We start from the raw sequence: 12,662 nt of genomic DNA, 5'->3' as shown, positions 1-12,662 counted from the left end.
CATCACGCGCCCCCGTTCCCGGCAAACGAAACCATTCGACGGCCTGGAACGTTCTCTTCCAAGGCCCTGGAGCGGCCCTGGCGCCCGATCCACGGGGCCTGCGCCTCTGTCATATGCGACAGCCGTGGCCACTCCACCGCCGCCGCCTCCGCCAGTTCCGCCTCGTCCTCGGCGGCGTACCGCGCGAACAGCCGCCCACAGGTGCGGGCATCACCCAGCGCCGTGTGCTCGGACCAGCCGGGCAGCCCGGCGGCCTCGGCGCAGGCCCGCAACGACAGGCCGCGCGGTGACCGAAAGTACCGCTCCGCCAGACGCATCGTGCACGCCTCGGGCACCGACGGCAGTTCGACGCCCAGCCGCGCGTACTCCGCCACCAGGAACGCCCGGTCGCAGCCGACGTTGTGCCCCACCAGCACCCGGCCGCGCAGCAGTCCCAGCAGCCGCGCCGCGATGTCGGCGAAGCGCGGCGCGCTCGTCAGATCACCCGGCTCGATGCCGTGGATGTGGGTGGGGCCCACCGGCCCCTCGGGATCCACAAGGGTGCTGAACTCGCCCTGCACCCGCAGCCCGCGATCCAGCTGCACCACGGCGAGCTCGACGATCCGGTGGCGGCGTGAACTGGACCCGGTCGCCTCGATGTCGACCACGGCGTACCCCCCGAGTCCAGAGCCAGGGGTAACCGTCGCCCCCTGAACCCTCGGGAGCACGCGCCCACCTTCCTACGTATGCCCCCGACGGCCAAAAACCACTAGATGGTAATCGAATACGCGACCACGACGGAACCAGACGGACCGGGCAGACGACCACGCCCGCCCGGGGGCGTTTGCGGCCCGGGCGGAGTGCGGCGGATCCGCCACCGCCGGTCCGCATCGTCGCGGTCACTCACCGTCGCGAAGGAAGAAGTGGGGTGCCACCGTCACCGGACGGACCGGCGCAACCCGGCGCGGCCGAACCGGCCGCGCCGCAGAGCTCCCCGCCGCTGCGGCGGCAACAGAATCCCGCCGCGACGGCGAGCAACCACAACGGCGTAGACCGGCGGTCCGAAGCATCCACAAGCCACCCCGGCGGAGCCCCGCGCAGCCCGGCGGAGCCCGACGCAGCCCCGCGCAGCCCGGCGCAGCCGAACCGGCCGCACCGCGAAGATCCCCGAACCCGCCGGGAGGGCACTACGCGCCGAGGGCCTTGCGCAACCGCTGCTCGTCCACCCGCCAGAAATCGTGCTGCGCCCCGTCGACAAGGACGACAGGAATCTGCTCCCAGTACTTGCGGTACAGCTCCTCGTCCTGGGTGATGTCACGTTCCTCCACCGCGGTACCCAGCTCCGAGGCGACCTTCTCGATCACGGCACGCGCCTCGTCGCACAGATGGCAGCCGGGCTTGCCGATCAGCGTGACGGTGCGCTCATGCGGTGGCTTCTTGCTGGCACTACGGCCGATAAGCGGGCTCATTCATGACATTGTGCCCCCGTTACGCGCCGGACTCGAAGAGTTCATAAGACCGGACCCGGCCGGTCCAGTTCACTCCGAACACAGTGGCTATGCTCGCCGTATGGCGGCACTGCTTGGATGGCTCCCATCGCGTAGGCGTTCGGCGACCCCGCGCAGCGTACTGGCGGGCGAGGCCGCCGCCGAGGCCGCGCTCGCGGCCCCCGAGAAGGACGGAACACTGCCACCGACGGAACAACAGGCCGAGCTGGAAGCCGCCTTCCCGGTCGTGGGTGACCCGAAGGCCGCGGCCTTCTTCGATCTCGACAACACGGTGATGCAGGGCGCGGCGCTGTTCCACTTCGGCCGCGGCCTGTACAAGCGCAAGTTCTTCCACAAGCGCGATCTGCTGCGGTTCGCCTGGCAGCAGACCTGGTTCCGGATGGCCGGATCCGAGGACCCCGCGCACATGGAGGACGCGCGCAACAGCGCGCTGTCCATCGTCAAGGGCCATCGTGTCGAAGAACTCATGGCCATCGGCGAGGAGATCTACGACGAGTACATGGCCGGGAAGATCTGGCCGGGCACCCGCGCCCTGGCGCAGGCCCACCTCGACGCGGGCCAGCGTGTCTGGCTGGTGACCGCCGCGCCGGTCGAGACGGCCACGATCATCGCCCGCAGGCTCGGACTGACCGGCGCCCTGGGCACGGTCGCCGAGTCGGTGAACGGCGTCTACACCGGCCGCCTGGTCGGCGAACCCCTGCACGGCCCGGCGAAGGCCGAGGCCGTCAAGGCACTGGCCACCGCGCGCGGCCTGGACCTCCAGCGCTGCGCCGCGTACAGCGACTCGTCCAACGACATCCCGATGCTGTCGCTGGTCGGCCACCCGTACGCGATCAACCCGGACAGCGCGCTGCGCAAGCACGCCCGCAAGCACGAGTGGCGACTGCGCGACTACCGCACCGGCCGCAAGGCGGCCAGGATCGGGCTGCCCGCGGCGGCCGGCATCGGCGCGGTGGCGGGCGGCGCGGCGGCCGCGGTGGCCCTGCACCGCCGCCGTCGCTGAACTCCGTACCCGGTTTCCCGGCGACGGTCGTCACGGACCGTCGCCTTCTGTGTCAGCAGCGGCCGTAAACCAACTACGGGTAGGCATTCCCCCCTTCCTACCCCCTTCCGGCTCCCCCCAGTCGCACAACCCAGTCGCACAACCCAGTCGCACAACTGACTCCGCGCCACAACACGCCCTCCAACCGGGCAAACGACGAAAGAAATCGGTCAACTTCCATACCAGATTCAATAATTGATCGATCGTCAATTAGTTACAGAGTGGGCGGAACCGACGAATTCAGCAACTCGGTGTAGCGTCGTCTGCACGAAGCGTTATTCTCCTCAGACGCACACCGGTACCCACGCGTCCCTACGACGGGTGAACGGTCCCGTACTGCACGTGATGGAAGTTCTGCCTCTGGGAGTCCCGTGTACCCACTCGTCGGGGTTGACGCCTCAGGCCTGGCCGCGCTGCGCGCACAGGTGGCCCACCGCCTGCGCCTGGTCCTCCCCGCGTACGCCGTCCCCGCGTACGCCGTCCCCGTACCCACGCACACACCCGTCTACGCCACGGCGGTCGGCGGAACCCCCGTAGCCTCCGGCACGGGCAGCCCGTTGGCCGGCAGACGGACCCCCCGCCACACCGGCAACCCCGCCCAGCGCAGCGGCACCCGCACCGCGGGCACCGGCACGTCGTCCCGGCGCCCCCCGGCCGACAGCGACAGCCTGCGCATGATGGAGCTGGTGGAGCGGGCCCAGGCCGGTGAGACCGAGGCCTTCGGGCGGCTGTACGACCACTACTCGGACACCGTCTACCGGTACATCTACTACCGGGTCGGCGGTAAGGCCACCGCCGAGGACCTCACCAGCGAGACCTTTCTGCGGGCGCTGCGCCGGATCGGCACCTTCACCTGGCAGGGCCGCGACTTCGGCGCCTGGCTGGTCACCATCGCACGCAATCTGGTCGCCGACCACTTCAAGTCGAGCCGTTTCCGACTGGAAGTGACCACCGGCGAGATGCTGGACGCCAACGAGGTGGAGCGCAGCCCCGAGGACTCCGTCCTCGAATCGCTCTCCAACGAGGCCCTGCTGCAGGCGGTGCGCAAGCTCAACCCGCAGCAGCAGGAGTGCGTGACGCTCCGCTTCCTGCAGGGCCTTTCGGTCGCCGAGACCGCCCGCATCATGGGCAAGAACGAAGGCGCGATCAAAACCCTGCAGTACCGCGCGGTACGGACGCTCGCCCGGCTGCTGCCGGACGACGCACGATGACCGCGATTCCCCGGGAGCGGCATCGCCCCGGGCGCTCGGACCGCGCCGCGTAACCCGGCTGGCGCGGCGCTCGTTGCAAGGGATGCAGACCCCCCACGGTCGCGCACGACCGTTCCCCGATCACTCGATCGGGTGGATGTGCTCAAGCTGCGCAACCCTTCGGCCACTTCGGGGAGTCGAAGGTGATGACGAGAGGAGGTGCCGCCCGTGATCGGACAAGCAACGGCGCACCGGCGGGCGAACGCCTTCGCCCAGGCCCTGGAGTCGGCGGACACCCGTGAAGCCACCCCGGAACGCGCGGCCCATGCCGCGGATCGGCACGCCGATCCGCACCAGGGTCGACTGCTTGCCATGGCGGACGCGCTCGCCGACGTACCAAGACCGGAGCTGGACCCAGAGGTCAAGATGGTCCAGCGGGCTCAGCTCATCGCGGCCATGGAGGCCGCCCTGGCCGACGGCTCACTGGATACCTCGGGCCGGGTGCCCGAGCAGCGCGCGCCCGCCGGCCCGGTCGACCTGCGCAGGCTACGGCCCCGGTCACGCTGGTCCCGGCGGCTCGCCGCGGGCGGGCTGACCGTGGGGGTCGCGGCGGGCGCCTTCAGCGGAATCGCCGCCGCGAGCACCGACGCCCTGCCCGGCGACACGCTGTACGGGCTCAAACGCGGTATGGAAGACCTGCGGCTCGGGATGACCGGCGATGACGCGGCACGCGGCAAGGTGCTGCTCGACATGGCCTCGACCCGTATGCAGGAAGCCCGCCGCCTGCTGGAGCGTGGCCGTTCCGGCCCGCTCGACGCCGACTCGGTGCGTGAGGTCGGCAACGCACTTGCCGGTATGCACAACGAGGCCTCCCAGGGCCACGACCTGCTCAGCGGCGCCTACCAGCGGGACGGTTCGCTCGCCCCCATCGAGGCACTCAACGCGTTCTCCCAGGCGCACCGGACGACCTGGAGCCAGCTACGCGGCAAGCTCCCGCCACAACTCCACCAGGTCGGTACCCAGGTCAGTTCGGTCTTCGACGCCATAGACCAGGAAGTCGCGCCGCTGCAGCACCTGTTGCCGCCCGCTTCCGGTGGCAGCGGCGCCAGGGACCGGCAGACCGGCAAGCCCGCCGGGGGCACCCGTCACGACTCCATCCGGCAGGAATCGACGCCGTCATCCGGCTCTGTCCCACAGGGCGACGACGGTGCCAAGGGCAACACCACTCCGTCGGCGCCCGCTAGCCCCGGTCAGGGTCTGCTCGGCGGCACCGGGCTGCTCAACCCGCCCTCCGCGAGCGGCGGCCAGCCGTCCTCGACCGTCAACGGCGGCACCGCGGACAAGCCGCAGCCGGACGTCAGCGTGCCCCCGCTGCTGCCCGGGCTGCTCCCCGGCCTGGGCCTCAACGGCGACGCGGAACACGGCCCGAAATAGCGCGAAGCCGAAGTAGCAGGAAACTGGGGGGCTTTCGCTCCCAGGCCCTCGGGGGGTCTGGGAGCGAAGGCCCCCCAGCCGTTGGCACCGTGTCTCAGAAGTACCGTGTCTCAGAAGGACGCCATGCCTCAGAAGAACACCGAACGCCGCTGCACCAGCAACTTGTACAGGGTGTGCTGAATGGTTTCCCGCACCTGATCCGTCAAGTTGAAGACCAGCATCGGGTCATCGGCCGCCTCCGGCGCGAACCCGTCCGTGGCGATCGGCTCCCCGAACTGAATCGTCCACTTGGTCGGCAGCGGCACCATCCCCAGCGGCCCCAGCCACGGGAACGTCGGCGTCAGCGGGAAGTACGGGAAGCCCAGCAGCCGCGCGAGCATCTTCGCGTTCCCGACCATCGGATAGATCTCCTCGGCGCCGACGATCGAGCACGGCACGATCGGCACCCCGGTCCGCAGCGCCGTCGACACAAAGCCACCGCGGCCGAACCGCTGCAGCTTGTACCGGTCGGAGAACGGCTTCCCAAGCCCCTTGAAGCCCTCCGGCATCACCCCGACGACCTCGCCCCGCTCCAACAGCAGCTGAGCGTCCTCGGTGCAGGCCAGCGTATGTCCGGCCTTGCGCGCCAACTCGTTCACCACCGGCAGCACGAAGACCAGATCCGCGGCCAGCAGCCGCAGATGGCGCCCGGCCGGATGGTGGTCGTGCACCGCAACCTGGGCCATCAACGCGTCCAGCGGCAATGTGCCGGAGTGGTTGGCGACCACCAGCGCCCCGCCCTGCGACGGGATGTTCTCCACGCCCTTGACCTCGATACGGAAGTACGTGTCGAACAACGGCCGCAGCAACGACATCAGCACCTGGTCGGTGAGTTCCTCGTCGTACCCGAACTCATCGACCTCGTAGTCCCCGGTGATCCTGCGCCGTAGGAACGCCAGACCACCGGCGACCCTGCGGTCCCAGCGACCGCCCAGCAGCCGGTCGGCGGCACCGCCGAGCGCGTCCGTCAGCGCACCGAGCGGCGCGGGCAGCCCGCGGGCGGTGTCGCCTCCCGCCGCCTGCGCGTCGGTATCCGTCTCATCGGGTACCGAAACGTCTTCCTGCCCGCGCTCGTCCGGCCCGGCCGCCTCGACACCCACCGGCTGCTTCCCCTGTCGGGCCCCGCCGCGCCGGACCGTGTCCTCCTCCGGCGTGACCGCCGCCAGGCCCGGCTGGCCCGCGGGCTTGGCCTTCCGCCGCGCACCGGAACTCCTGCCCGCGCGTCGCCCTCCACCGCCCTCGCCGGAGCCGCTGCGCGCGCCCGCCGCATCACCAGCCCGCGCCCCCCGACGCGCACGCGTGTCCTCGTCGAACGGGATGACCTTGGCGTCCGCCATGGGTCCGATCCTCCTCGTGGGCTCGTGGGGTTCAGGGCTGTTGGCGTTGGGCCCGTTGCCAGGACTCGCATCGTTCGTGGAGCTCACCGCAGGATGCCGTCCGAAGCACCCGAGGGGAGCACCGCGGCGACCAGGTCGACCGCCTGGGCCAGCCGCTCCGGTGGCAGCAGACCGGGACCGCGGCCGACCGCGAAATCGTGAAAGGTGCCCGCGGTGGTGAATTTCGGCGTGAATCCCAGCGTCTCGCGCATCTGCGTGGTGTCCACCACCCGACCGTGCGTCAGCAGCCGGATCTGCTCGGGCGAGAAATCGCTGACACCCAGGCTGCGCAGCGCCGAACCGACCCAGGTCACGGTCGGCAGCAGTACCGGCACGGTGGGCTTGCCCAGTCGCCGGGCGGTCTGCGACAGCAGCAGCACACCATCACCCGCGATGTTGAACGTGCCGGAGTTGAGCGTGCCGCGACCGGCCTCCTGGGAGGCGACCAGCAGCACCCCGATGACATCGTCCTCGTGTACGAACTGCAACCGCGGGTCGTAGCCGAAAACCGTCGGCAGCACCGGAAGCGAGAAATACTCGGCGAGCGGCGAGTCCGCGCTCGGCCCGAGGATATTGGCGAACCGCAGCACCGCGACCGCCACGTCGGGACGGCGCCGGGCAAAGCCCCGCACATATCCCTCGACCTCGACCGCGTCCTTCGCGAAGCCGCCGCTGGGCAATGACTTGGGCGGCATCGTCTCGGTGAAAACGGCGGGATCCCGCGGCGCGGAGCCGTAGACATTCGTCGTCGACTTCACGACCAGCCGTCGTACCGAAGGCGCCTTCTGGCACGCGCCGAGCAGCTGCATCGTGCCGATGACATTGGTCTCCTTGACCGCCGAACGACTGCCTCGACCACGGGAACGGCCGAGCGGCGTGCCGTTGACGTCCATATGGACCACGGTGTCCACATCGTGCTCGGCGAGAACCTTGGCGATCATCGGGTGGCGGATATCGGCCCGTACGAAGTCCGCGTCGCCCAGTGGATGTTCGGGTGGCACCGCGTCCACACCGATCACCCGGTCGATCCCCGGTTCACGCTGAACGCGCCGGACGAACCGACCGCCGAGCCGACGAGCCACTCCCGTGACGAGCACGACCTTGCCCAAGATCGAAGCCTTCCTTCTCACCCGGCTGTTCTGGCCACCGTATCGGTTCGATATTGCGCTGTGATGTCCACGGAATGCGGGAAGTGACGGCCCCCACACCAGTCGGTGTCGAACTCCGGCCATCCTCGGCGATCACGTGAAGGCCGTCCACGATCCTCCGGGCGCCCCGCCGGAAACCCGCACAGGTACCACCCGGATATGCCACCGCCGCCGGATATGCCACTGCCCTTCGGCCACCGCCACAGGCGGCGGCCGAAGGGCAGGAGAGCGAACGCGAGGCCCGCCTACTTCTTGTTACGGCGCTGCACTCGCGTGCGCTTGAGCAGCTTGCGGTGCTTCTTCTTGGCCATGCGCTTGCGGCGCTTCTTGATGACAGAGCCCACGACTACCCTCGCTCATGATTGGAATCACTCGGTGCGGGGCGTCCGAGCCCACACGACCTACGTCGGCCAAGACTACCCGCCAAAATGCGGCGGGCGTAATCCGGGTTGCTCCGAAGTTGATCCGTGGCGTCGGCTAGGCCGACTCCACCCCTACGTAGGACTCCCTGAGGTAGTCGTGGACGGCCTGTTCTGGGACCCGGAACGACCTACCCACCCGGATCGCTGGCAGATGACCGCTGTGCACCAGTCGGTACACGGTCATCTTGGAGACGCGCATCACCGTCGCCACTTCGGCCACGGTCAAGAACACGACCTCGTTCAAAGGCTGCTTCATGTCAGACGCCATGACAACACCTGGACCTTCCGCACATGACGGCCGCCGGCTTCCCCTCCGACGACTCCTGCACGCACGTGCACTCACCACCAGATTAGGTGCGGGTGAGGCAAGTGGGGAAGAGGAGTACCGTTCGGTTGCCTACTGTGACAGACAGGCTCGATTGAGTACATAGCGAGTAAGCGGCCAGTAGTAGTCAGACCGCGCAGCGTCATCAACCGGAACCACCACCGACACCCGCCCTTCGCGCTCCCCGACGAACAGCGCCGGATCATTCACATCCGCCAGACCTATTGCCTCGATACCCAGCTGACCTGCCCCGCAGACCCATCCGTGGTCCCCGACCACGAGCGCCGGCAGCGGACCGCCCCCCGCCGCCGCGGCCGCCAACGCGGCCCGAACCGGCAGCGGGGAGTGGCAGTGCGCGGCCGACGCGCCCCCGCTGTGATCCCCATCCACCGGACGCACCACCGCGACCCCGTGTACGTAGTCGAGGGTGTGGGTACGTAGTCCAAACTGGGTCGAGATGTCGATACATCGACCATACGCGGGAGTGAGCACAGGGCACCCCACCGCCGAAAGCGCTGACGCCAACACGGCGTAGAAGTCGAGGAGTTGACGCGGATGACCGGTCCCCAGCAACACCGGCACCCGCGCCCTGGCCGCTGCCGCGAGCCGCCCCGCGAAGGCGTCCAGCCCCTCAAGCGTACGGTCCGGATCGATCATGTCCCAACCTGACGTGCGGCCAGGATCCGGCGACACCCCGCACCGGTCCGCCATCAGCCGCAGCAGTGCGTCCGGCGTCCAACGCCCCTCCGGGTCAAGCCCGATGAGAAACCGCGGATCGCGCTGCGCGAACATCAGGTAGCTGCGCAGGCTCTTCTCCCGCGGCGTCGCCACCGTACCGGCCAGTCCAGCGGCCACCAGATGCGCGCGCAGCTCGTCGGCACTCAACACGCTGTCGATGGTGGCCCGCGGCGCCGCTCACCACTGCGACATACCCCAAATCCCCCTCGTACGGGGGGTCTTGGGGGTACGGATCCCCCCGCCTGGGAAGGCTCCTACGGCAGCAGCCCGTGCAGCGGGAACACCGCCCGCCGGGTCGCCAGCACCGCCTGGTCCAGCCGATCGGCCGGGTCGTACCCCATGTCGTCGAACCCGCGCCAGCTCGGCCGGCGCCCGTCCGTCATCCGCATCGGCCCGCCCTGCCGGGTCCGGCGATAGACCTCGTGCCGCCAGTCCTCGGGCGTCTGCGTCTCCGGCGGGATAGGTGCACCCGCCACCAGCGCGACCAGGTGCGTCCACGACCGCGGTACGACGTCGACCACCGCATAGCCTCCGCCGCCCAGGGCCACCCACCGCCCGTCGGCGTGCTCGTGCGCCAGCTCGTGACAGGCCTCGGCCACCGCCCGCTGCGCGTCCAGGCTCACCGCCAAGTGCGCCAGCGGATCCTCGAAGTGCGTGTCGGCGCCATGCTGGGTGACCAGCACCTGCGGCCGGAACGCCGCGATCAGATCCGGCACCACCGCGTGGAACGCCCGCAGCCATCCCTCGTCCCCCGTCCCGGCCGGCAGCGCGACATTGACCGCGCTGCCCTCGGCGCCTTCACCGCCGGTCTCCTCGGGAAAGCCGGTCTGCGGGAAGAGGGTGCGCGGATGCTCGTGGAGCGAGATCGTCAACACCCTGGGGTCGTCCCAGAACGCCGTCTGCACCCCGTCCCCGTGGTGCACGTCCACATCCACGTAAGCGATCCGCTCCGCGCCCAACTCCAGCAACCGGGCCACGGCCAGTGCCGCGTCGTTGTAGATGCAGAACCCCGAGGCCGAGCCGGGCATCGCGTGGTGCAGGCCGCCCGCGAAGTTCACCGCGTGATCGACACCGCCGTGCCAGACGGCCTCCGCCGCGCCCACCGACTGGCCCGCGATCAGCGCGGACACCTCGTGCATCCCGGCGAAGGCGGGATCGTCCGGAGTGCCGAGCCCGAAGTCGCCGTTCGCGCTTGCCGGGTCGGCCGAGGCACGGCGGACCGCCTCGATGTAGTCCGGCCGGTGCACCAACCGCAGCGTCGACTCACCGGCCGCGGGGGCCGCGACCACCGGCATGCGCTTGGTCAGCCCGAAGGCCTCGACCAGCGATCTGGTCAGCGAGAGCCGCACCGGGTCCATCGGATGTCCAGGACCGAAGTCATAGCCGGTTACTGCGTCATCCCACATCAACTGCCCGCGGCCGCTCATGGCCAACACCGTATCGGTCGGGTTTGGCCCCGAACGAACGGGCATACAGCAGTGTCGCCAGAACCAGCGCCATCGGCACCAGCATCGCCGCGCGGTAGTTCCACGCGTCCCCGATCGCCCCCACCAAGGGTGAACCGACAAGGAAACCCACGTAGTTGAAGACATTGAGGCGCGCGATGGCCGCATCGGAAACATTCGCACCGCGCTCGTCATAGGCATGCCGTCCGGCAGCCGCGAAGGTCTGCGGCACGATCACACAGAGCCCCAGGCCGAGAACCGTGAAGCCCACCATCCCGACCCAGGCCCCGGGCGCAGTGGCCACCACCACGAACCCACTCGCCGCGACCACCGACCCGAACCGCACGACCGCGACCGCCCCGAACCTACGCACCCCCAGGTCACCAACGGCCCTACCGAGCAGGGTCGTCACCATATATACGTTGTAAGGAAGGGTGGCCAGCTGCTCGGAGCCGTGCAGGGTGTCCTGCAGATACTTGGCACTCCAGTTGGAGACCGTCGAGTCCCCTATATACGCGAACGCCATCACCAGACAGAACGGCAGCAGGGACCGGAACCCGACCGAGCCGCCCGCACCCCCGCCGGCGGCCTCCGCACCGCTGACCGCCTCCTGGTCGACGAACCACCGCCCGGCGACGACGGCGACCGGGATCAATACGACAACCGTCGGCCCGTACAGCACGGCAAGGGACAAATGCCAGTGCGCCCCCACCCAGGCGAGCGACGCCCCGGCGATCCCGCCCAGGCTGTACGCGGCATGGAAGCCGAGCATGATGCTCCGCCCATACGCATGCTGGAGGCTGACCCCGAGCATGTTCATGGACGCGTCCAGCCCACCGACCGTGATCCCGAACAGCGCCAGGGCGACCGCGCACTGCCACAGCGCGCTACCCGAGCCCGCACCGACCAGCGCCAGGCAGACCAACGGTTGCACACAGCGCAGCACCAGCGTCGGCCGTACGCGTTTGACCACCTGCTCGGTGCACACGCTTCCGACCCCGGCCAGCACCGGCACCGCAGCGAGGAAGACCGGCAACAGGGCATCCGAGATGCCGTAACGATCCTGCAAAGCAGGGATCCTGGTCACCAGAAGTGCGAAGACCACCCCCTGCACGAAGAAGCTGACGGCGAGCGAGGCCCGGCCGTGCCGCAAACGTGCGTCCATGGGGGTGGAGCGTACGGCCCGGAACTACTGATTGGTATCCCTTGGGCAGCGGCACTCAGCCCAGCAGCCGCGAAAGCTCCGACATGTCGGCGAACAGGGCGGTGGCACCAGCGAGTTCGGCGGGCGGCGTCATCGCCGTAAACCCGTACACGTCCATCCCGGCCGCCACCGCGGCCTGGACACCCGCCGGACTGTCCTCGATCACGGCGCAACGCTCGGGGCGAACACCCATCGACTTCGCCGCGTACAGGAAGAGATCCGGCTCGGGCTTGCCACGGCCGACGTCCTGCGAGCTGAAGATCCGCTCCTCGTCAAAGTACGAGTAGAGCCCGGTCGTCCGCAGGGCGACCCGGATGCGTTCATGGCTTCCTGACGAGGCGAGGCAGTACGGGATGGAGCGCGACACAATGTCATCCAGTACGGAACCGATCCCGGCCACCGGCTGCAGGGTCCGCCGAAAGGCATCGAAAACCCTGCTGTGAAAGGTCTCGTTGAAGTCAGCGGGCAGCTTCTGGTCTGACCGCTCCATGACGAGCTCGTGGACACGGTGCATGGCGGAACCCATGTAGTCGCGGATCGACTCCTCGTAGGAGGTCGGGTGCCCGAGCTCGGTGAGGTAGCCAGCGAGGATCTGATTGGATATCGGCTCGCTGTCCACCAGGACACCGTCGTTATCGAAGATGACCAGTTCGTATCGCATCTGACCACTGTAGCCGCGCAACGCAAAAAGCCGTTCTCCCGGGGCCCTCAACAGGGCCCGGGAGAACGGCTGTTCACAATTTGTTCGGCGGTGTCCTACTCTCCCACAGGGTCCCCCCTGCAGTACCATCGGCGCTGAAAGGCTTAGCTTC

Annotated in this window: 13 protein-coding genes and 1 rRNA gene; 3 read left to right on the top strand and 11 right to left on the bottom strand. The window is 69.1% G+C overall.

The features are described from left to right. Positions 1–2 precede the first annotated feature (2 nt). Both P2L57_RS29915 and P2L57_RS29910 read right to left on the bottom strand, forming a co-directional pair. On the bottom strand, positions 3–647 hold the full coding sequence (locus P2L57_RS29915; RefSeq protein ID WP_275819746.1) for a 3'-5' exonuclease: 645 nt from the start codon (positions 645–647) through the stop codon (positions 3–5). Positions 648–1,166: 519 nt separating this feature from the next. Further along, complete coding sequence (locus P2L57_RS29910) at positions 1,167–1,448, bottom strand: glutaredoxin family protein (protein ID WP_275819744.1); 282 nt, start codon at positions 1,446–1,448, stop codon at positions 1,167–1,169. Positions 1,449–1,548: 100 nt separating this feature from the next. On the opposite strand from P2L57_RS29910, the gene P2L57_RS29905 reads away from it, so the two are divergent. The 3 genes from P2L57_RS29905 (at position 1,549) to P2L57_RS29895 (ending at position 5,153) form a co-directional block, all read left to right on the top strand. After that, complete coding sequence (locus P2L57_RS29905; RefSeq protein WP_275819742.1) at positions 1,549–2,490, top strand: HAD family hydrolase; 942 nt, start codon at positions 1,549–1,551, stop codon at positions 2,488–2,490. A 410-nt stretch (positions 2,491–2,900) separates the two neighbouring features. Beyond that, positions 2,901–3,740 (top strand): ECF subfamily RNA polymerase sigma factor, BldN family, encoded by an 840-nt coding sequence (locus P2L57_RS29900; protein WP_275819740.1) that lies wholly within the window; start codon positions 2,901–2,903, stop codon positions 3,738–3,740. Between the two features lie 207 nt (positions 3,741–3,947). Further along, positions 3,948–5,153 (top strand): DUF5667 domain-containing protein, encoded by a 1,206-nt coding sequence (locus tag P2L57_RS29895; protein ID WP_275819738.1) that lies wholly within the window; start codon positions 3,948–3,950, stop codon positions 5,151–5,153. A 128-nt stretch (positions 5,154–5,281) separates the two neighbouring features. Here P2L57_RS29895 and P2L57_RS29890 read toward each other — a convergent pair whose 3' ends face one another. The 9 genes from P2L57_RS29890 to rrf all read right to left on the bottom strand — a co-directional run. Then, on the bottom strand, positions 5,282–6,529 hold the full coding sequence (locus tag P2L57_RS29890; protein WP_275819736.1) for a lysophospholipid acyltransferase family protein: 1,248 nt from the start codon (positions 6,527–6,529) through the stop codon (positions 5,282–5,284). Between the two features lie 83 nt (positions 6,530–6,612). After that, positions 6,613–7,677, bottom strand: a complete 1,065-nt coding sequence (locus tag P2L57_RS29885) for an NAD-dependent epimerase/dehydratase family protein (protein ID WP_275819734.1) — start codon at positions 7,675–7,677, stop codon at positions 6,613–6,615. Between the two features lie 284 nt (positions 7,678–7,961). Continuing rightward, positions 7,962–8,060: a 30S ribosomal protein bS22 gene (locus P2L57_RS29880; RefSeq protein WP_003948845.1), complete on the bottom strand. Its 99-nt coding sequence runs from the start codon at positions 8,058–8,060 to the stop codon at positions 7,962–7,964. 133 nt (positions 8,061–8,193) lie between these two features. Next, positions 8,194–8,406 (bottom strand): helix-turn-helix domain-containing protein, encoded by a 213-nt coding sequence (locus P2L57_RS29875; RefSeq protein ID WP_275819732.1) that lies wholly within the window; start codon positions 8,404–8,406, stop codon positions 8,194–8,196. A 129-nt stretch (positions 8,407–8,535) separates the two neighbouring features. Beyond that, entirely contained in the window at positions 8,536–9,351 is an 816-nt protein-coding gene (locus P2L57_RS29870) for a phosphatase (RefSeq protein ID WP_275819730.1), read from the bottom strand. A gap of 104 nt (positions 9,352–9,455) precedes the next feature. Further along, positions 9,456–10,628, bottom strand: coding sequence for an acetoin utilization protein AcuC (locus P2L57_RS29865; RefSeq protein WP_275819728.1), 1,173 nt, complete (start codon positions 10,626–10,628; stop codon positions 9,456–9,458). Beyond that, positions 10,597–11,811: an MFS transporter gene (locus tag P2L57_RS29860; protein ID WP_275819726.1), complete on the bottom strand. Its 1,215-nt coding sequence runs from the start codon at positions 11,809–11,811 to the stop codon at positions 10,597–10,599. The genes P2L57_RS29865 and P2L57_RS29860 overlap by 32 nt, the downstream gene beginning before the upstream one ends. A gap of 55 nt (positions 11,812–11,866) precedes the next feature. Next, the gene (locus P2L57_RS29855) at positions 11,867–12,511 is read right to left on the bottom strand and encodes an HAD family hydrolase (protein WP_275819724.1); all 645 of its coding nucleotides are present in this window, start codon (positions 12,509–12,511) and stop codon (positions 11,867–11,869) included. 82 nt (positions 12,512–12,593) lie between these two features. Further along, positions 12,594–12,662 (bottom strand): 5S ribosomal RNA (rrf, locus tag P2L57_RS41185); the annotation flags it as partial.

The sequence above is a fragment of the Streptantibioticus ferralitis genome (genome assembly GCF_029223525.1).
GTDB lineage: Bacteria > Actinomycetota > Actinomycetes > Streptomycetales > Streptomycetaceae > Streptantibioticus_A > Streptantibioticus_A ferralitis.
This window is presented reverse-complemented; position numbering and strand designations above follow the sequence as displayed.